This is a genomic window from Pseudomonas sp. AMR01, assembly GCF_041946035.1.
Classification (GTDB): Bacteria; Pseudomonadota; Gammaproteobacteria; order Pseudomonadales; family Pseudomonadaceae; genus Aquipseudomonas; species Aquipseudomonas antarctica_B.
Genome location: NZ_JAUTYR010000032.1, coordinates 30,552 through 51,279, shown reverse-complemented (window position 1 = coordinate 51,279; position 20,728 = coordinate 30,552). Strand labels below are relative to the sequence as shown.

The window sequence follows — 20,728 nt, the reverse complement described above, 5'->3', positions numbered from 1 at the left end:
GTTTTGACCGAGTACAACTTCAATACCTCCACACACTGTTGAGCTTCTCTGTGGGAGCTGGCTTGCCTGCGATGCAGACACCTCGGTACCTCAGGCAAACCGAGTTGATGCCATCGCAGGCAAGCCAGCTCCCACATACAGGCCTCGCAGAGCGGCGGGAACAGGTGACGATTCAGGGCTGCGATCGCGTACGTTAAGTGGTTGCGGTTGACCACTCCCCCTTTGTCGACTACAGCTTTTCTAAGGTGTGTCGATAACCTCTACAGTGCCTGACTGCTTGCGTAGGTTTTTGTCGACCGACGGCTAGGCTTCGCTGTAGATTCAATGGTGGCAATTGGCCTTATTTGCGGCATCATTTACGCCGTAACGCTCGTTGAACCGTTTTGTGCCAAGGCAGGCCGCCTCTCTCTCTTATTTTGTGCGGACCCTCATGGCCAGGATTTTTCAGCAACTTTCCCTTGTCGTTGCGTTGCTCTCGCTTCACGAAGTCGCCTGGGCGGCGGCGCTTGAGGTGGTGATGCGCCAGGCAGATGGCACGCCGGTGGTTGATGCGGTTGTGACGCTGCAAGGCCCGGTTGGCGCGCCGGCCGGTGCGCTGAAGGCCGATATGGACCAGCGCGGCCAGGAATTTTCGCCCCACGTGCTGGCGGTGCACACCGGCACGCAAATCCGCTTTCCGAACAGCGACAACATCCGTCACCAGGTTTACTCATTTTCTGCTGCCAAACGCTTTGAGCTGCGTCTGTACGAGGGCACGCCTGCAGCCCCGTTGTTGTTCGATAAGCCCGGTTTGGTGGTACTCGGCTGCAATATTCATGACTGGATGCTCGGCTATGTCTACGTCACCGATGACCCGCGCTTTGGTGTCAGCGATGCCCGGGGCCACCTGCGTTTTGAGGAGCTGCCGGCCGGTGCTTACCACCTTACGCTGTGGCACCCGCGACTGGCCGGTATGCAGCCGCTCGATGGCGGAGTAGTGAACCTTCCCGCCGCCGGCCTGAGCCACGACGTGCAGTTGAGCCTGGAACCGGGCTCTGCGGATGTGCCGACCACGCCAGCGCCCACTGCGTTTGGCGATGCGTTCAATCGAGCTGCCCATGAAACTGCGCAATAGCTTCCAGGCGCGGGTCGCCAGTGTCCTGATCCTGCTGTTGCTGGTGGTGATCGGTGCGCTGTACTTCAGCGTGAAAGCTGCGACCCGTTCTGCTGTGCTTGGTCAGGCGATGGCTCAATTGGAGGTGGGCTCGCGGGTGTTCGAGCGTTTGCTGGAGGTGCGCGGTCGGCGCTTGGCCGATGGCGTTCAATTGCTGGCGGCGGATTTCGGTTTCCGTGAAGCGGTGGCCAGCGGTGATTCTGCGACCCTGCGTTCGGCGCTGCTCAACCACGGCAAGCGTATCAATGCCAGCGACATGATCCTGCTCGGCATGGACGGCAACGTCCTCGCCAGTACCCTCGATGAAGTGCCCGAGGGCTCGGCCTTTCGTTATGACAATGCGTTACGCGAGGCGCGGCGTAACCGCCAAGCCGTGTTGATGGTGCCCTTGCAAGGCAAGCCGCATCTGTTGGTGGAGGCACCGGTGCTGGCGCCGCTGCCGATTGCCCGGGTGGTGATGGGTTTCAGCATGGACAGCGCGTTTGCCGGGGAGCTGCGTTCGCTGAGTAACCTGGAAGTGTCGTTCCTGGCGATTGATCGCCAGCATCCCGGTGAACTGGTCAGTACCCAACCTCAGGTGCTGCAGGACAGCATCGTTCATCTGATGCTGGGGGATGCCACGCGCAGCGGCGTGTCCACCACCGAGCACATGGACCACAGTTTTCTCAACCAGTCGCTGGTATTGGCCAATGATGACGACGGCCAGGTACTGGCGTTATTACAGAGCCCGCTGGATAGCGCGATGCAGGCTTTTGTGCCGTTGGATGAAAAAATCCTTGGCATTGCCTTGATCGCCTTGATTGCCTCGTTGATCGGCGCCTTGCTGTTGGCGCGCAGTGTGTCGCGCCCGGTACAGGCCCTGGCCCTGGCGGCTGAACGTATTGGCCAGGGCGACTACCAGACGCCGTTGACCCTGGCGCGCAGCGACGAGCTGGGGCGGTTGGCCCAAGCCGTCAACGCGATGCAAAGTGGTATCGCCGAGCGCGAACAGCAACTGGCGCACAATGCCTTGCACGACCGTCTTACCGGCTTACCCAACCGAGCGTTGGTCATGGAGCGCCTGGGCAGTGCGATTTCCACCCAGCGCCCGATGGCGCTGATTTACCTGGGTATCGATAACCTGCGCGCGGCCAGTGAAACGGCCGGGCCAGAGGCGGTGGACCTGCTGCTGCTGGATGTCAGCCGGCGCCTGCAAGCCGCGTTGCGCCCCGGCGACACCCTGGCGCATTTGATTGCCGACGAGTTTCTGTTGCTGCTGGAGGGGGCGGGCAGCGATGAAGCGGTCGGTATGGCCGATAAACTTCAACAGCTGTTGCTGCGGCCCCAGCGTATCGGCGGCCACGACCTGGCGCTGGATTGCCGACTGGGTATCGCGTCCTACCCCGCCGATGGCGAAAGCGCACCCACCTTGCTGGAGCGCGCGGCGATTGCGATGAAGGACGCAGCGCAGATGCCTGGCCGCTTGCAAGTCTACGAGCAGGGCCGTGACCTCGCGCATCGGCGTCAGATCACGCTGATTCGTGACCTGCGGCACGCGCCCGGTCAAGGCCAATTGCTGCTGCATTACCAACCCAAACTCGACATTCGCCAAGGGCATGTGCGCCAGGCCGAAGCGCTGCTGCGCTGGCAGCATCCTCAGTTCGGCCTGGTCTCGCCAGCGGAATTCATCCCTCTGGCCGAGCGCTCGGGCAGCATTAAAATACTGACTCAATGGGTGATCGAAGAGGGCATTCGCCAGCTGTGTGAATGGAACCGCCGTGGGTTGTGCCTGCAACTGTCGTTGAATATCTCGGCGGATGATTTGCTCGATGATGAACTGGCTCACCGGGTGACGGCCTTGTTACGTCGCTCCGGCTTGCCGGCTGAGCAACTGCTGTTCGAGATCACTGAAAGTGCAGTAATGCGCGAGCCGGAAAAAGCCCTGAAAGTCTTGCACCTGCTGCGCGATTGCGGCATCAGCCTGTCGGTGGATGACTTCGGTACTGGCTATTCGTCGCTGGCGCACCTTAAACGCCTGCCGGTGCAAGAGTTGAAGATCGACCAATCCTTTGTGCGCAACCTTGATGAAACCAGCGAAGACGCAGTGATCGTGCGGTCCACCATCGAGATGAGTCACAACCTGGGCCTCAAAGTGGTTGCCGAGGGCGTCGAGTACGCCCATAGCCTGCGCCTGCTTGAGCGTTGGCAGTGCGACACGGCCCAGGGGTATTTAATCAGTCGGCCGTTGAGTGCCGACGCTTTCGAAGCCTGGGTGGCGTTGCCGCTCAGCCCGCAAACTTCTTGGGTCCATTGAGTGGTATGACGGTGCGTTTTTGTCTATTGATCGGCTGTTTTTACGCCCTGACCCTGCAATCGGCGCTTGCCGATAACGGTCGTTTGATTGCCACCGGTGGGGCCAGCAGCCTTGAAGGTGCGGCGGGCGGAGGGATCACGCCATGGGCTGTGCTCACCGGTTACGGTGAACAGCATGAGTGGGGCGCGACGGCCTTCGCCACCACGGTCAACCTGCCGGATTATCGGCTGGACGTGGCCGGGCTGGCGTTGGCCTATGACAACCGCGTTGAGGTGTCTTTCGCTCGCCAGCGCTTCGACCTTGGCAGCCTGGTGCACAAGCTCAACCTGCCCACAGACAACCTCGGCCAGGACGTCTTCGGCCTTAAGGTGCGCTTGTTTGGCGATGTCATCTACGACGCGTTGCCCCAGGTTTCCGTGGGCCTTGAATACAAGCACCAGACAAATTTTGATATCCCAAAACTGGTGGGTGCCAAGCGCGACAGTGACGTTGAAGGCTACCTGGCCGCGAGCCGCTTGTTCATGGGCGCAGCCTTTGGCTACAACGTACTGGTCAACGGCAGCCTGCGTTACAGCCGGGCGAATGAAACCGGCCTGCTCGGCTTTGGCGGCGATCGTCGCGACAGTCGCAGCCTGCTCAAGGAGGGCTCGGTTGCCGTGTTGTTCAACCCGCGCTGGGCGCTGGGCGTGGAGTATCGCCAGAAGCCTGACAACCTGTCGTTTGCCGGTGAAAGTGACTGGGCGGATGTATTTGTCGGCTATTTCCCGAACAAGCATGTGTCGTTTGTATTGGCGTATGCACGCCTGGGGGAGATTGCCACGCTGGATAACCAGAACGGAACCTATCTGTCTGTGCAGGGGAGCTTCTGATGCGCTTTTTATCTGTGCTGTGTGTGCTGCTGATCAGTGCCTGTGCGCAACAACCGCCCAAGGATGACAGCCTTTACCGTGACCTCGGCGCGCTGCCGGGCCTCACCCGGATTGTCGAAGGCATGTTGCTCAACATCGCCCGCGATGAACGTATCGTCGAGCGCTTTCGCCACGTCGATATCCAGCGCCTGCGCAACAAGTTGATCGAGCAGTTTTGTGTGGAAGCGGGCGGCCCGTGCACCTACACCGGTGACAGCATGGCTGAAAGTCATAAGGGCCAGAACCTGAGCCGCAGCGACTTCAACGCGTTGGTGGAAGACCTGATCAAGGCGATGGACAGCGAAGGCATTTCGGTACCGGTGCAGAACCGCTTGATTGCGCGATTGGCGCCGATGCGCGGCGAAGTGATCGGGCACTGACCTCTCTGACACTGCCAGCACCCACATTTTGCTGTGTGCCGGGCATGAAAAAAGGCGGCTACCTTCAACAGGTAGCCGCCTTTTTCTTGCCGCCGGTGTTGCTTAATCCGGCAGTTTAAACGCCATCACATAGTCACCCTGCTTGGTACCCAGGGAACCATGACCGCCCGCCATGACCAGCACGTACTGCTTGCCGTCCTTGCCGGTGTAGGTCATCGGTGTGGTCTGCGCGCCTGCTGGCAGGCGGCCTTCCCACAGTTGCTTGCCGTTTTTCACGTCATAGGCACGCAGGTACTGGTCAAGGGTACCGCTGAGGAACGCCACGCCACCGGCGGTGGTGAACGTACCGCCCAGGCTAGGCACGCCCATGGTCAGCGGGATCGGAACCGGCGAGCTGTCGCGCACGGTGCCGTTTTTGTGCATCCAGATGGTTTTATGCGTGGTCAGGTCGACCGCTGCCACATAACCCCACGCCGGTGCCTGGCACGGCAGGCCCATCGGCGACAGCAGCGCTTCGAGGATCACGCCGTACGGCGCGCCTTTGTTCGGCTGTACGCCTTCGGTTTCACTGACGCGCGGGCCTTGCTTGGCGATCTCGGCTGCCGGGATCAACTTCGATTTGAACGCCATGTAGCTCGGGTTCACGAAGGCGATCTGGCGTACCGGGTCGACGGAGATGCCGCCCCAGTCGAACACACCGAAGTTACCCGGGTAAACGATCGAGCCTTGCAGCGATGGCGGCGTGAACGGGCCGTCGTAGCGCATCGACTTGAAGTCGATCCGGCAGATCATCTGGTCAAACGGAGTCACGCCCCACATGTCGCGTTCTTTCAACGGCGGCGGCATGAAGTTCAGGTCGGACTTGGGTTGGGTAGGGGAGGTGTGATCACCGGCCACTGCGCCTTGCGGTACAGGGATTTCGTTGATCGGCACCACTGGCTGCCCATTGCTGCGGTCCAGCACGTAGATGCTGCCTTGCTTGGTCGATGCCATGACCGCTGGCTTGACGCCGTCAGCGGTTTTGATGTCGATCAGCGAAGGCTGGCCGCCCACGTCCATGTCCCACAGGTCATGGTGGGTGAACTGAAAGGTCCACTTCACGTGGCCAGTGTCGATGTCCAGCGCGGTCAGGCCGGCGCTGTATTTTTCAGAGTCCGGGGTACGGTCGCCGCCGTACTGGTCGGGCATTTGGTTGCCCATCGGCAGGTAAAGCATGCCGAGTTTTTCATCGACGCTGAACATGGACCACATGTTCGGCGAGTTGCGGGTGTAGGTTTTGCCTTCGGCCAACGGGGTGGTGTCGTCCGGGTTGCCGCTGTCCCAGTTCCACACCAGTTTGCCGGTGTGCACGTCGAACGCGCGGATCACGCCGCTTGGCTCGTCGGTGGAGACGTTGTCGGTCACGTGGCCGCCGATAACGACCAGGTTTTTGGTCACGGCTGGCGGCGAGGTGGAGTAGTAACCGCCTGGGGCGAAGCTGCCGATGTTGGCACGCAGGTCGACCTGGCCTTTGTCACCGAAGTCTTCGCACATCTTGCCGGTGTCGGCGTTCAGGGCGATCAGACGGGTGTCGGCGGTTGGCACGAAGATGCGTTTCGGGCAGACGGCGCTGACTGGCGCCGGGCTGGCGGAACCGGTAGGGCTCTGCTCGGACGCGTACACAGCGTCATCGTGATACGACACGCCACGGCAGGTCATGTGCGCCCAACCCTTGAAGTTCTGGGCACCTTCGGTGCTGATCTTCGGATCGAAACGCCAGATTTCCTTGCCGGTGTCCGGGTCCAGCGCAATCACTTGGCTGTGCGGGGTACACACGTAAAGCATGCCGTTGACTTTCAGCGGGGTGTTTTCCGCAGTGGTCTCACCGGGATCGCCTGCGCCAGGGATGTCGCCAGTGCGGAAGGTCCAGGCTGGCACCAGCTTGTGGGCGTTTTCCGGGGTGATCTGCGCCAGCGGCGAGTAACGGTCACCGAAGGCCGAACGGCCATAGGAATTCCAGTCGCCATCGGCTTGGGTCGGCGCTGCGCTGGCCATGCCAGGGACGGCGTCGCGGTCCAGTTGGCCGGTCTTGACCATTTCACCCGGGTTGGTGAATTGGCTGGCAAGCGCGGTCGCGCCGGCCAATACCACGGCGACGCTCAGTGCCGCAGTGCCCATCGGCGCGGCTTGACCACGCAACAGCGGGCGACGGAACCACGGGAGCAACATGACGATGCCCAAGGCGAACAACAGGGCCAGGCGCGGCACCAACTGCCACCAGTCCAGGCCGACTTCCCACAGTGCCCACACGGTGCTGGCAAACAGCACCAATGCGTACAAACCCAATGCAGCGCGGCGGGTAGCCAGCAGCAAAACGCCGGTGAGGGCGATGCCGATACCGGCCAGCAGGTAGTACAGCGAGCCGCCGAGCATGCTCAGCTTGACGCCGCCGGCCAGCAAGGCCAGCCCCATGATCAGCAGCAAGACGCCTAGCAGCCTGGGCAGCAGGCGACTCGGGCTTGAAGCACCATCAGTGCTCATAGTGTGTTTCTCCGTTACGTTGGAATAATTATGTAACCCCGTGCTTCACTGTAGATGACGATTCGGCGCGGGCTTGGTTCAGCGTAAATCCGGTTTTTCTGGGGATAGCGGGGTTATCCACAGGCAAGCAATTTATCCCCAGGCGCAGTCGGGTGTAAGACAGCGCTGTCTCTACGGGCAGGGAAAATCGTCAAGGTGGGGTCGACCGGGGCATGAAACGTTTCAGTTTGTTGCCGACAAGGATAAAGCGACTGCGCGCCGAGAGAAAGCGCGAATCGCAAGATGCATCATTTCAGATTTGGTAACAGTGACAGAATGTCGCTGCAAAACACATGTGGGAGCGGGCTTGCTCGCGAATGCGGTGTATCAGTCAGTGAAGATGCCGATTGATATACCGCATTCGCGAGCAAGCCCGCTCCCACAGGGGGGGCTGCAGTGTTTTTTAGAACGTGGTCCGTACGCCGAACTGCACGCTTCTGCCCGGCGCAGGCGCGATATCACGCAGGATCGAGCTGGCGTACCGCACGGTCTGGTTCGTCAGGTTTTCACCATTCACAAACGCCAGCCACTGGCTGCCGCCCATGTTGAAGTGGTAACCCATGCTCGCGCCCAGGGTGGTGTAGCCATCGGTGCCGCTTTCGTTGTCCGGCACACGGCCTTGGCCAGCGGCGTGTTCCACATCGATACGCGCCTGCCAGCGGTCCAGTTCCCACAGCAAACCACTGTTCAGGCGCAGTGGCGCAATACGCGGCAAGGCTTCGCCAGTGTCCAGGTTGGTGGCGCGGGTGTAGTCGCCCGACAGCTCCAGGGCAAATTTGCCGTAGGCACTTTCGCCGAGTTTCCAGTGATCCTGGGCTTCGAAGCCAGCGAAACGCGCGCGCACGCCGGAGTATTCGTACTCGGGGATGCCGCCTGCGTCTTCCTCGCCCTCATCGTTCAGCGTGCGGCCCGTGCCGAGCAGGCCGATGTAGTTGGAGAAGCGGCTGTAGAACACGCCGAAGCTGCCTTTGTGGGTGCCATTGTCGAAGCGCAGGGCCAGGTCGCTGGACACGGCTTTTTCTTTCTTCAGGTTGGCATTGCCCAGCTCAAAGGTGCCGGTGGCGACGTGCGCACCGTTGGCATACAACTCGTAAAACGTCGGCGCACGCTCGGTGTAACCCAGGGTAGCGGCCAGCGACCAGACGGGCGTGAGGGTGTAGACCGCGCCCGACGACAGGCTGCCGGCAGTAAAATCATTGCGCTTGTCGGCACCGGTAAAGCGCGCATTGCCCTTGGCGTCCGGGTCGACGTCTGTGTGTTCCACACGGCCGCCAAGGCTAAGTTTGAGGCGCTCGGTGGCCTGCATTTCCTCAAGAATAAACAACGCGCCGGCAGTGGTGTCGGTCTGCGGCACAAAGGCTTCTTCGCCCAAGGCCGAGAACTCGTTGCGGGTTACCTGTGCGCCGACAACGCCATTGAATGGGCCGATCGGCTGATGGCGCGCTTCGACGCGCGCTTCATAACCCTTGTTCTTGAACACCGTGCCGGTTTCGCCGCCTTCGATCTCGCGGTGTTCGTAGTCGGTGTAGCCCGCGTCGAGTTTTACCGACGTGAAGGGGCCTTGCAGGTTGCGAAATTCGGAGGCGAACGCGTAGTGATCCTGCTTCATGCGGATGCGCACGTCTTGCTCGGCGGGGGAGCCGTAGTTGCTGTCGTAGTTGCTGTAGGACAGCCCGGCATATCCGTCGTCCCAGGTGTAGGAGCCGCCCACCGCGCCGCCGTCCTGGCGCCCGTCGCTGTTGCCCAGGCGCCCGTTTTTGCCGGGGCCATCTTCAGTGTCCGGAGCGTGGCGGCTGCGCGCAAAACCCGGAATTTTCAGGTCGTTGAATTCCCGCGCGTTGGCGTCAAGGTGCAAGGCGAAGCTGCCATTGCCGGCCTCCAGTTTGCCTGCGCTGCTGCGCGTGGTGTCGGCGCCGCCGTAGCGCAATTCACCGGCGCCATGAATGCCTTCGATGGCTTCAGTGGGAATGCGATTGTCGAAGGTGTTGACCACGCCGCCGATGGCGCTGCCGCCGTACAGCAACGCAGCCGGGCCGCGTACGATTTCAATGCGATCCACGTTGATCGGGTCCAGCGGCACGGCGTGGTCGTAGGACAGCGACGACGCATCCAGCGCGCCCACGCCATTGCGCAGGATGCGGATACGGTCGCCATCCTGGCCACGGATGATCGGCCGGCTGGCGCCAGGCCCGAAGTAGGACGAGGACACGCCAGGCTGCTTATTCAGGGTTTCGCCGAGGCTGCCTTTTTGTTGCAGGGTCAGGTCATCGCCTTCCAGCACGGTGGTCGGCGAGGCCAGTTGTTCACTGCCCAGCGGGTTGCCGGTGATGACTTGGGGCTGCAGTTCAAGGGCGTGGGCTTCGGAGCAGAGCAACAGCGCGGCGGCGAGCGGGGTCAAGCGCCACAGGGAAGAGAGGGACATCAGACATTCCTTGGCAAAGCGGCAGAAAAAAGAAGGCTGGAAACGGTATCGAAGCGGTCACTTTTGATACTTATAGTTACAATATAACATCTCTTTTTTCGCTGAAAAGGGGAACTTTCTCTCAGGGTCTATATTCAATGCGATGCTTCCACCGTCACGCCCCGTCGGCTAAGGTGCGCGGCTGTGTTTCCTCTTTTTGCAAAAGGCCTGGCATGACCGCGACAAGCAACGACCCGCTCCACGGCGTAACCCTGCAACACGTCCTCACGACGCTGGTGGAACACTACGAATGGGACGGCCTGGCCGAGCGCATCGATATCCGCTGCTTCAAGAGCGACCCAAGCATCAAGTCGAGCCTGACGTTTTTGCGCAAAACCCCGTGGGCACGCGAGAAAGTCGAAAGCTTGTACGTCAAGCTGATGCGCACCAAACGCCCGCTGGATTGAGCCGATGAAACGCTTTGTTGCGGCTGCGGCGCTGGCCGGCTGGGTGGGGTTGGCGATTCAGCAATACCTGATCTTTTATTCGCGGCTGGCCTCGGGCGCCAGCCTGTTGGGCGGGTTGATCAACTTCTTCAGTTTCTTCACGGTGCTGACCAACACCCTCGTGGTAGTGGTGCTGAGCTATGCGCTGGTGGAACGGGATTCGGCCGCGAAGCGGTTTTTCCTCTCGCCCGCAATCAGCAGTGGGATTGCCGCGAGCATCATCGTGGTGAGCCTGGCCTATAACGTGTTGCTGCGGCATTTGTGGAGCCCTGAAGGCTTTCAATTCATTGCCGACGAATTGCTCCACGACGTGATGCCGCTGCTGTTCTGCCTGTACTGGTGGCGCTGTGTGCCCAAAGGTACTTTGCGCCTGAAACACTTGGGTGGCTGGGTGATTTACCCATTGGTGTACTTCGCTTATGCACTGCTGCGCGGGCATTTGCTCGGGCAGTATCAGTACCCGTTCATTAACGTGGACACGCTCGGTTATCCACAGGTGTTTGTGAATGCCGGGGGGATTCTGGCGGGGTTTGTGGTGATTGCGTTGGCGGTGTTGGGGCTGGACAAGTTCCTGAAGACACCGTCGAACTAATGTGGGAGCTGGCTTGCCTGCGATGGCGGTGAGGCAGTCAAAGCAGTTTTGTCTGATGCACAGCTATCGCAGGCAAGCCAGCTCCCACATTGGAGCTTTAGTGTGTTTGATGTATCACTCTTCTTCGCTGCCCTCGGCGCGCCAGTAACCCACGGCCTTGAGGAATTCCTCATTGACCTTGTGCGTGTCCAGCAACACACGCCGTACTTGGCGTGACAGCTTCGTTTCGGTAGCCACAAAGCTGTACAGCGAACCGCCCGGCAGCGTCAGTTTCTGCACGGTTTCAAGCAGGTCATCCTGGCCGCGAATTACCCAAATCACTTCAACTTCAGCAGCACTGTTCAGCGTCTGCTTTTCGCCTGCGTTGGCAATCTCAATCACCGCCAGCACCTTGCGCCCGGCCGGCAATTCTTCCAGGCGTCGGCCGATGGCGGGCAGGGCGGTTTCGTCGCCGATCAGCAGGTAGCTGTCGAAGATATCCGGCACGATCATCGAGCCCCGTGGCCCGCCGATGTACAGGTGCTGGCCAACCTGCACCTGATCGGCCCAGGTGGACGCAGGGCCATCGCCGTGCAGCACGAAGTCGATGTCCAGCTCGCCAACGCTCAGGTCATAACGCCGTGGCGTGTAGTCACGCATGGCCGGTTGCGGACCGTCGTCCTTGATGTTGAACGTCGGGCTTTCCAGCGCGGCTCGTTCGGCGGCGTTCTGCGGGAACAGCAGCTTGATATGGTCATCGCTGCCCAGGCTGATAAAACCGGCCAGTTCAGGCCCGCCCAGGGTAATGCGGCGCATGCGTGGGGTGATATCAACCACCCGCAGCACCTCGAGGCGGCGACGTTTGATTTCGTGGGTCACGCGGTGGATGGCTTGCGTAGTCATTGGTCTTTCCCGTCGGCGATGGATTGAGCGGTGCGATTGAGCAACGCCGCGACACGAACGATTTCTTCCGGGCTCCAGCGCCCGTGGTGCGAATGCAAGGCGTGGCGCAGGTTGTGCACCGCCTCGTGGATTTGCGGCGGGCGGTCCTGGCCGCGCAGCGAGCGTTTGCTGACGTCGATGCGCATGCGCACGCCGTCCAGTGCAACTGCTTGCTCGCTTAGGAAGAGACGACCGGCGTCGGTAATTGTGTAGCGTTTTTTTCCGCCGTCGGCGTCGCCCTGAATCAAATCGCTTTCTTCCAGAAACGTCAGGGTCGGGTAGATCACGCCGGGGCTGGGGGTGTAGGCGCCGTCGAACAGGCTTTCGATTTGGCGGATCAGGTCGTAGCCGTGGCAAGGCTGTTCGGCGATCAACGCCGGCAGCAGCAATTTCAAATCGCCGGGTGCAAATACCCGAGGGCCGCGACCGCGGCCGGCACGCGGGTCAAACCCGTCGCGCTGATGAGGATGGTCTCGCATGGTGGGAGCCTCTTTGTGTGTCTAGATATAACGTAAGATATATCTTAGTCGTCACGCAAGAACTCCCGACAGACGGTTCGCTTGGCGTTACCTCTCCCTGGCGTTACACAATCACGGCGCCCGAGCCAGGCACTGCGTAAGGCTGCCCGGTTGCAGATACGGCAACAAAATCGGCGCCATGCCCTTAAGCACCTGCACCGGCAATGCCGAGGTAAAGGTGAAGTGCTCGGCGGATTGGCCGGGCACAAACGCAGTAAGCGTGCCGAAGTGATGCTCGCCAAGGTAGAACACAAAGGTGGCGGTGCGGTTGATCGATTTGGAACTGAGAATCCGCCCACCGGCGCCGATGGCTTCGATGCGGTTATCCCCGGTGCCGGTCTTGCCGCCCATGGCCAGCGGCGTGCCGTCGGCCAGTTTGAAACTGCCGGCCACGCGTTTGGCCGTACCGGCGTCGACAACTTGCGACAAGGCGCTGCGCAGGGCACGCGCCACTTCCACGGTAATCACCTGCTTGCCGGGCGCCGGGTCATTGACCACGCGGGTTTCGTAAGGCGTATCAACAGCAAAATGCAGCGTGTCGATGCGCAGCACTTTGGGCCGCACGCCGTCATTGAGGATGATGCCCATCAATTCTGCCAACGCCGCCGGGCGGTCACCGGAGCTGCCGATGGCGGTGGCCAGAGACGGTACCAGGTGGTCAAACGGGTAGCCCACCGCTTGCCAGCGCTGATGAATATCCAGGAACGCTTCGACCTCCAGCATGGTGCGGATGCGGCTGTCCCGCGCGCTTTGATGGCGGCTTTTGAACAGCCAGCTGTAGACCTCCTGGCGTTCGAACTGGCTGGCTTTTACCGCGTCGCTCAACGTGGCTTCAGGGTGGTTGAGCAGGTAGCCCAGCAACCACAAATCCAATGGATGCACCTTGGCGATATAGCCTTGGTCCGGCAGGTTGTAGGCGCCGGGGCCATAGTCTTTATAGAGCTTTTCCAGGCGCTCGTCGGTCAGTTTGAGCGTGCTTTTGACCCCGGTCATGTGTGCCCGCACAAACAGGTTGAAGCTCTGCTGGCTGGCGTTTGGCAGCAAATAACGATGCACAGCAGCCAGGCGAATCGGCGTGGGGCGCACGCTGTCGAGGAAGGTGTCGAGGCGCGCCTGGGTGTCTTTCTTCTGGTACTTCTTCCAGAACTTGCGCAGGAACGTGGTGCCTTCGCGGTCGGCAAAACCGGCGAGGTATTCCTGACGACGCGGGTCGTTGTCGTCCTTGAGCAATTGCGCGCTGTTGTTCTCGCCCGCATAGGTGACATAACGCACCACATCGCGCATCAGCCGAATGAACGGCAGGTTGATGGATTCACGCAAGGCGTCGCGCAGGCTGGGGTTGCGGCCGTTGTCCTGGCTGCGAAAATTGTTGAAATGGTGCAGGCCGCCGCCGGTGAAAAAGCTTTCGCCGGGGCGGGCCGAATAGGTGCGGTCAAGGGCGGCGTCAAGCATGCCTGTCAGGGATTTGTCAGGTGCCTGGATCAGGTAGTTGATGGCCCAGCGGCTCAGGCGGTCCTGGTCATCCACGCTGATTTTTTTCAACGCGGCGGGCGCCTGGGCGGCGTACTTGTCGTGCAGCTCGCCGATGATTTGCAGGTAGGTGGTCAGCACCCGCAGCTTGGCGGTGGAGCCCAGCTCCAGTTTGCTGCCTTCGTTGATATCGAAGGGTTGGTCGGTGTTGTCGGTTTGTACGCGTACCCGCGAGCCGTCGGCGGTCAACTCAAACAGAGTGAAGCTGTAGCGCACTTGCGCAGTGCTGGCCGGGGTGAGCAGGCGTTCGCCGAGCAGGCCGACCTGACGGGCGTACTCCGGGTCGGCGAGGTGCTTGAGGTAGTCGCTGACCTGGCCCTGCAGTTGGCCTTGCAGCGTGCTGGTGGCCGAGAGGTCGAGGCGATCCAGGTCGTACAGCGGCCGGTTGAGCAACGCCGCCAGGCGGCTGCGCGCCACGCTGATGCCCTTGTTGGTTTCAATCGGCTGCACCGTGGGTTGTTGCACCCAGTCGCGATACGTCACCTTGCTCGCCAGTGCGGCCTGCAACAGCGCCGGTTCGATCACCCCGTTCTGGGCCAGCAAGCGCAGGTGGCTGTCGGTAAGCTGCGCCAGTTCATCGCGCCCTTTGGCCAGGTAATGCGAAGGCCGGCGCTGGGCAATGATCAGCGACAACACCTCGCGCAGCGCCAAGCCTTGTTGTGCGTTCACCGGGCCGGTCAGTGCCGCGTTGACCTGATTGAAATCGGCGCCGTACCACACGCGCAAACCCTCGGCCATGCCGTGCACTTCACCGTGACCCGGCACTGCTGACAGCGGCACGCTGTTGAGGTAATCGCGCAGGATATTTTTGCGCGCGGGCAGGGTGTCGGGGCCGTCGTGGTAAGCGCGCACGGCGGCGGAAAACATCTGCCGCAGTTTCTCGCTGCCCGACACGGTCAGGCCATCGGGTGAGTGCCGGTATTTTTCCAGCTGAGTCGCCAGGGTGCTGCCACCGGCACTCTGGCCCGGCAGGTGGAGCAGCTTGGCGACCTGCGACCACGCCGCCTTGGCAAAGCGCGGCCAATCCACAGCGGGGTTGGCCTGCGGTTGCGCGGTGTCAAGCAGGTCGCGGTCTTCGATAAACAACAGGCTGCTGACCACCAGCGGCGGAATCGCGTCGAAGTTTGAGTACAGCTGTTGCGGGTAGTTGTACTGATACAGCGGCACCGCGCGGCAGTCAGTGATCGACAGCCCGGCCTGGATTTTCTCTGCGTAAGGCACGAACAGGCCTTTACCTGCGTAATCCATGAGCGCCGGCGAGAACCGCGCCTGAGCGTCGATCACATAACCGCGCTTTAGCAGGCGCGGCAGGAAGGTGCCGAGGTCGCTGTAGCCCAGGCGGCGATCAAAAGGCCCCGCGCCAGGGTAGACCATGGCGTCGCTGGCGCCGGGTTTGACCTGGTAGGTGAGGTCGTGGGCCAGACGGCTGAGTTCCCGGGCTTGCAGGCGCGAGGTGCGCATTTCCTTGGCGGCGGCAAAACCCAGGGCAACCAGCGCCATCAGCACGATCAGCCAAAACAGTCGCCGCCAGTAGCGGCGCTTGGGTTTATTTTTGGGTAAAGGCGCTGGGTCCGAACTGCCTTGTAGTTTCGCAGCCTCTGTCGATTCGGTTTGCCACCGTGCGCCCATAGTCGATTGATCCCTTCACGCAGATTGATCGGGCTTGGTTCAAGCGTAGTCGCTGGGGGGCGGGCTGCGAGGGAAATTGTGATCAACCCGTCAAGTAAGCCCCCGCTGATCTTGCCCGGCGACTTCGTCGGCACACTCCACGCCGGTAAAACCCGATCGGCGGTCAGGCCAACCGGCTTAACACCTCACGGGTCAAACGCCGCGCCAGTTCTCCTTCGTCGCGCACGCTGTCGCCGAGTAGGCGCAGATAAGTCGCATCACTCATCTCCTCGCCCGTCAGCACCACGCTATGCGGCACGCCCATTTTGTCGGCCAGCAGCGCCAATTGTTGAAACAGCTGCTGGCTGACCTGCGCGTCTCTTTGGTCCGCCGGTTTTTTTTGATCCAGCGCCCAATCCTTCTGCGCATAGCGCAAATCGTCGACACCGCTGGTGGCGTCCGAATGCAGGCTCAGGTTGTCTCGAAATGCCTGCGGGTGGGTTTCCATCAGGTAATCGCGCCAGAAATTATGCTGCAGCATCTGGTCAACCAGCCCGTCGCCTTGCTCCAGTGCCAGCACGCTGGCGCAGGCTTGATCGAGCTGTTCAGGGCTGACACCTGCCGAGGTCCTGTAGGCCATGTGGCTGGCCAGCCAAGGCAATTCGAGGCGTTCTCGCAAGGCCGTTTGATACGCGGCGTACACCTGCACTTCATCGACCTCGCCGCGCAACCCGTCTACCACTTCGGTGTTCAGGTGCTGGCCCAGGCCGCCGTCTTCGAGGGCGGTGATGCGGTGGCGCACATCCGCCTGGGCGATGAGGTTGACCTGTTGCAGGCGCGATTTCTGTTTCGCCAGCCGGGCCAACGCGGGCCCCAGGTTCTGCGGGGTCGAATCGCGATGAGCCTCAAACACCAACACCTCGATACCCATGGCATTGAAGATCTCGGCACCCGCGTCGGCGCAGGTAAACGGCGCGGAGGCCATGGTGAACAAGCGTTCGCGCAAGCCGTCGTCGACGTGCATGTTCTTGAGCATGCGCAACACGTTCGCGCTCAACTGCGCTTTGTTAAGCCGGTAGAGGTCCGCGTCTTCACGTACCTGAAAAACGATGTCTTCCAGGTGCAGGCTGCGGATCACCTCGAAAAACCCCTGGGAGCCGTGCTCGGCTTCCAGCTCATTCCACACCAGCTGCAAGTGTTCCTTCTGCTCTGGCGGTTGATCTTCCAGCCAGAACACGCTGTCGGTTGCGCCGCGCGCAGGGTAGGTGCGGTAAGGGTCCAAACCGTGGGCACGCCTGAGGCTGACCATCAGGTTCTCGCTGTCGAAGTCGAGTTTGCGTCGATCCAGCTGGGTGCGAATCACCACCTGTGCCTGCGAGGAACCGGGTTCCACTGCCGGCAGGCGTGTCACCGACGTGTTGCGCATATTCAGCACGAAGCCGAGGGGGCGCTCCACGTCGAACAGCCCCGGCGGCCAGTCGCGGATTCGGGTGTTGTTGAGCATCAGCACTTGCAGGTCCGGCATGTGGCCGATATCCGGCGGTACCAGCAGGTGCGGGTTGCTGGACATGATCAGCACGCGTAAATGATGCAAGGGCTTGAGCGCAGTCAGGCTGGATGCTGTCCAGCGGATCGGATTATCGGACAGTCCCAGCAAAGTGAGCCCAGGCATATCGCTCAAGGCTGCGGGCAGCTCGGTCAAGCTGTTGGCCGTCAGGTCCAGACTGGACAGGTTGGGGAAGTTGTGCAAAAAGCCCGCGTCAATATCGAGCAAGTCGGTGGCGGTCAAATCCAGGCTGGTGACGTGCCCAAAATCCGCACCAAGCCTCGGGAAGAGCTCGAAGTTGCCCTCTATGGCCCGCCCACTGAGGTCAAGTTTGAGGCCAAAGAGTCGATCGCCATATTCGCTCTTGTAGTGTTGCGGCTGTCGTTCCCAGCAATTACGCAGCTCGGCGCTCACATCGATTCGGAACAGCCGCTCGTCGTCTGCCAGCCGGCGGTTGGAGGAGCGTGTGGGCGAGAGCAGCCACTCGTGCAGGTCTTCCTCCAGTGCTCTTTTCTCTGCCTCGAATGCTTTCAGTGTGTCGAGCCCTTCAGGCGTGCTCATCAGCGCGGCGTAGCTTTGTACTTCGCTGTCGGTCATGCGCGGGTAAAGGCGCCGGATGCGCGCTTCCACCGAGCGGCCAGGGCTGAACAGTTGGCGCAGCGCCTTGAAGCGCGGGCGTTGTAATAACAGCAGGGTTTCACGTTGCGCCACCGGCGGGGTCGGCGGTTGTGCGAGCACGGTTCTGCGTTCGGCGGGTGGCAACAGTTTGGACTTGAGCCATTTCTCAAGCGCACGGCCATCGTCAGTTTGGTAGCCGAGGGCGATGCGGCGGTCTTCGGGCAGCACGCGCAGCATGGCCTCATACAGGTCGTAGGTCTGCCGAGGCGCTTCGGCGAGGGCATAGTGCCCGTCGGCCTGGAGGATCAGCACCCTGGCGATCGACGCGTCGCCGGGCCCGACGGCACAGCGCAGCGGGCCATTGGCGGTGCCTTTGTGGATGCTGATGCGCAGGTCGCCGAAGGTATCGCTGTGCACCCGCAACGCGTTGAGCAACAGGCGTTCGGTGTCGGCGCTGGGGGGCAGATTGGTGTACAGACCTTCGCAGGCGTGGGTGGCGCGGATTTCGAACGCCAGCTCCCGGGCCAGGTGCTTTAGGCGCAACGGCACGCGGCGCTCCTGGCTCATGATCTGCCGTTCACTCGGCCGGGCGTGGCTCAGCAGCCTTTGCACCAGGGTGCCAGTCAGGTCGGGAACCTGCTCTTGCAGCAATTGGCCGTTGGCGTCGTCGGTGACCTGCGCGTTGCGGTACAGATGCTCAAACAGCACGCCTTTTTGTGTGTTGAGGTAGTCGGCCAGTTGATCGCGCAGGGCCTGTACCCGGTCGGCCGGTTCGGCGGGCAGGTGGCTGCCGAGCAGGCCCTTGAGTTCTTCTTCGCTCAGAGACGCCACGAGCTGATGGGGCAGCCGCCCTGCGTTTACATGCTCAAGGCTGATTCGCAGGGTGTGCCCCAAGCCTGCGCCTGTGTCGCCGTACCGTATGGGTTCACCGCTCAGGTCGGCGGCGTCAAAGACGTCGATGGCGCTTTCGGCGGGCCATCCCGGCAGCTCGGTGAGAAGTTGCGCGATCCAGCTGTCGGCATCGCCCGTCGGTTCGCCGTTGCGCACTCGCGCAACGAGGGTGTCGACGTCCTGGCGCAATTCAACCCGTTCGAGGGTGTCGTCCAGCAGCGGCGGCAGCTCGGTGTTGTCGACATAAATGCGCCGCAGTTCGTCGATGCCGATGCCGCTGATCTCACGAATCTGCTCCAGCTGTGCAGGCGCCAGCTCGGCCGTGACCGGGCTGAGGCGTTGCATCAGGCGTTGAGTATTCCAGGTCAGCGGCTGTTCGCCCTCGTGCACCAGCGTGCCGTCGCCGTTGGTGTACACCTGGGGTTGATAAGCTTCGGGCCGTTCGGGATGCACCACGTGATGTTGGCCGGTGTCCGGGTCTTGGGTGACTTCGTAGTGATGCGCGTCCAGGCGCATGATTTTTTTGCCGGCGACGTTATGGAAGCCGTTTTTGTCGGCTTTGGCGGTCGGCGCCGGTGCCAGTTCTTTTTGCCGGTACGGGGTCAGGTCGGGGTTCCACAGGGCTTGTTTGCCACTGGGCAAGCGCACCGCGATCAAACCGTCGACGAAGGCCGACAGTCTCAACTTTGCCAGTTCGCCCAGTTGCGAGCCGATGCCGAACAGGCCCAACTGCACGAGGCTTTGCACCGCGCCCACCGCGTGTTCGATGGCCTCGATGCTGCGGTCCTCGGCCCAGTCCAGCAGGCCCTCGAAGATCTCATCGGCGATTTGCCACGCGCTGTAGGCAAGCATCAACGGGCCCAGTACCGGCACCAGTGGTGTGGCGATCAGCAGTGCCACGTTGAGGATGTCGGAGAGGATTTTCTCAAGGTTGTCCCACCAGGCCCAGCGTGCCATGCGGTCGGCATAGGCGGTGCTCACCGCGATCTCGCGGCTGTCGTTGAGTAGCCTGTCGAGCTGCTGCTGGTACAGGTGGCTCCAGAGCCCCTGTTTCAGCCCTCGGGCGCCAAGCTGCACGTCGGGTTTGTCGACCGGGGTATCGCGCCAGCTGGGCAGTGGGTCCAGCGGTTGCCGGGAATGCCAACTGACCCTGCTCAGGCGGTCTTGCAGCTCTGTCAGAAATACCCCCCGGCTGGCCTGAGGCACGAAACGACAGAAGAAGCGTTGATAGTCGGGTTGGCGAAGTTGGCGGGTGAGTTCCTGCACGAACGCCCGCGTATCGGGGTATTGCTTGAGTGGGTGTTCCGGGTCATCGGGTATGTAGACCACGAGGGGCGCCGACTCGCGGCTGCGCAAAAGGTCGGGGGCGATCAACACGATGCCGGTGAGCACGGTGTCCATCATCAGCAGGTCGTGGCAACGCACCGGCAAACCGTTGACGGTGAGGTCGGCGCGGCCCTCAATCAGGCCGGGCAGCAAGCTGTGCATGGCGTGGTCGATATGCCCCATCAGCAATGCGCTGTGGATCGCGGCGCGGAAGGCGGCTTGCTGGCTGAGGATGACCCTGGCGCGTAAAACCCCGGCGACCACTGGCTGCTTGAGCCCCAGCTGTTCTTCGAGATGTTGGCTGTAGAGGGCGCCGATATCCAGCTTGCGCACCAGCGTCTTGAATTGCCCGACGGTGATTCGGTGTTTGATGTGTTTGACGTCGTAGCGGCCCTGGGCGTCGGGTCGGGTGGTAAATACGGAGTCGTTGGTGAAGGTGTCCCCTGCGGCAAAGTTATGCAGGGCCGCCTGCAATAACGAGACGCTCCTGCTGGTCACGCCGCTCAGAGGCGTGCCGGTCGGAATATACAGTTTGAGGTAAGTATTACGGACATCTTCTTCCACGCCGTAGTGTTGTTTAAGCGCCTGTTTAAGTAGCGGTTCGGCGAAGGTTTCGATGTCTTGCAGCTTGTTAAGCTGCTTGTCGACGGCATTTTGTGTTTCCCAGTGTTTGGCCACCGCTGCTTTTAATAACGGCTGCTCGGGCGAGCGTATTCGGTACCAGTCTGCGATGCTTTTTGAGGCCTCGCCCAAGGCCTTCAAACGCTTGGGTGAAGCCTGCTTGGCCCAGGTAGGCAGGGCGTTGGAAATAAGCTCGAAATGTACGCCGTTGTCGTCGGATGACGCCGCGGGCGTAGCAGTATTAACCACTGACATGAGAGTTGCCTGGTGCAATAAATGAACCGGCAGCTTAAGCAACTAACGAGTGCTTAATAAGTTTGAAATATGGGTGTGGGGTGGCAAGTTTTGTTGGAGTAA

12 protein-coding genes are annotated in these 20,728 nt (G+C 61.3%); 6 read left to right on the top strand and 6 right to left on the bottom strand.

The genetic code is table 11. From position 1 onward, the window contains the following. Window positions 1-430 precede the first annotated feature (430 nt). Genes Q7C20_RS21735 through Q7C20_RS21720 form a run of 4 tightly spaced genes read left to right on the top strand, consistent with a single transcriptional unit; the run spans window position 431 to window position 4,734 of the window. Window positions 431-1,114, top strand: a complete 684-nt coding sequence (locus Q7C20_RS21735) for a methylamine utilization protein (RefSeq protein WP_375070103.1) — start codon at window positions 431-433, stop codon at window positions 1,112-1,114. Further along, the gene (locus Q7C20_RS21730; protein ID WP_375070101.1) at window positions 1,098-3,446 is read left to right on the top strand and encodes an EAL domain-containing protein; all 2,349 of its coding nucleotides are present in this window, start codon (window positions 1,098-1,100) and stop codon (window positions 3,444-3,446) included. The genes Q7C20_RS21735 and Q7C20_RS21730 overlap by 17 nt, the downstream gene beginning before the upstream one ends. Before the next feature lie 5 nt (window positions 3,447-3,451). After that, window positions 3,452-4,315 carry a DUF3034 family protein gene (locus tag Q7C20_RS21725; RefSeq protein WP_375070099.1) on the top strand — a complete coding sequence of 288 codons (864 nt, stop codon included), beginning with the start codon at window positions 3,452-3,454 and terminating at the stop codon, window positions 4,313-4,315. Then, entirely contained in the window at window positions 4,315-4,734 is a 420-nt protein-coding gene (locus Q7C20_RS21720) for a group 1 truncated hemoglobin (protein WP_375070097.1), read from the top strand. Before Q7C20_RS21725 ends, Q7C20_RS21720 begins: the two co-directional genes overlap by 1 nt. A gap of 102 nt (window positions 4,735-4,836) precedes the next feature. Here the strand turns inward: Q7C20_RS21720 and Q7C20_RS21715 are convergent, their stop codons facing one another. Together Q7C20_RS21715 and Q7C20_RS21710 are read right to left on the bottom strand one after the other, a co-directional pair. After that, a complete protein-coding gene (locus Q7C20_RS21715) occupies window positions 4,837-7,254 on the bottom strand; it encodes a glucose/quinate/shikimate family membrane-bound PQQ-dependent dehydrogenase (protein ID WP_375070094.1) in 2,418 nt (805 codons plus the stop codon). 442 nt (window positions 7,255-7,696) lie between these two features. Continuing rightward, on the bottom strand, window positions 7,697-9,715 hold the full coding sequence (locus Q7C20_RS21710) for a TonB-dependent receptor (RefSeq protein WP_375070092.1): 2,019 nt from the start codon (window positions 9,713-9,715) through the stop codon (window positions 7,697-7,699). Window positions 9,716-9,927: 212 nt separating this feature from the next. On the opposite strand from Q7C20_RS21710, the gene Q7C20_RS21705 reads away from it, so the two are divergent. Continuing rightward, entirely contained in the window at window positions 9,928-10,161 is a 234-nt protein-coding gene (locus tag Q7C20_RS21705; protein ID WP_348057334.1) for a VF530 family protein, read from the top strand. 4 nt (window positions 10,162-10,165) lie between these two features. Beyond that, the gene (locus Q7C20_RS21700; RefSeq protein WP_348057332.1) at window positions 10,166-10,792 is read left to right on the top strand and encodes a Pr6Pr family membrane protein; all 627 of its coding nucleotides are present in this window, start codon (window positions 10,166-10,168) and stop codon (window positions 10,790-10,792) included. A gap of 114 nt (window positions 10,793-10,906) precedes the next feature. Here Q7C20_RS21700 and Q7C20_RS21695 read toward each other — a convergent pair whose 3' ends face one another. The 4 genes from Q7C20_RS21695 to Q7C20_RS21680 all read right to left on the bottom strand — a co-directional run bounded on the left by Q7C20_RS21695 (window position 10,907) and on the right by Q7C20_RS21680 (window position 20,626). Next, complete coding sequence (locus Q7C20_RS21695; RefSeq protein ID WP_375070091.1) at window positions 10,907-11,674, bottom strand: siderophore-interacting protein; 768 nt, start codon at window positions 11,672-11,674, stop codon at window positions 10,907-10,909. Next, window positions 11,671-12,192, bottom strand: coding sequence for a PadR family transcriptional regulator (locus Q7C20_RS21690; protein ID WP_375070089.1), 522 nt, complete (start codon window positions 12,190-12,192; stop codon window positions 11,671-11,673). The genes Q7C20_RS21695 and Q7C20_RS21690 overlap by 4 nt, the downstream gene beginning before the upstream one ends. Window positions 12,193-12,303: 111 nt before the next feature. Further along, on the bottom strand, window positions 12,304-15,390 hold the full coding sequence (locus tag Q7C20_RS21685; protein ID WP_375070087.1) for a transglycosylase domain-containing protein: 3,087 nt from the start codon (window positions 15,388-15,390) through the stop codon (window positions 12,304-12,306). 163 nt (window positions 15,391-15,553) lie between these two features. After that, window positions 15,554-20,626: a dermonecrotic toxin domain-containing protein gene (locus tag Q7C20_RS21680; RefSeq protein WP_375070085.1), complete on the bottom strand. Its 5,073-nt coding sequence runs from the start codon at window positions 20,624-20,626 to the stop codon at window positions 15,554-15,556. Window positions 20,627-20,728: the final 102 nt, after the last annotated feature.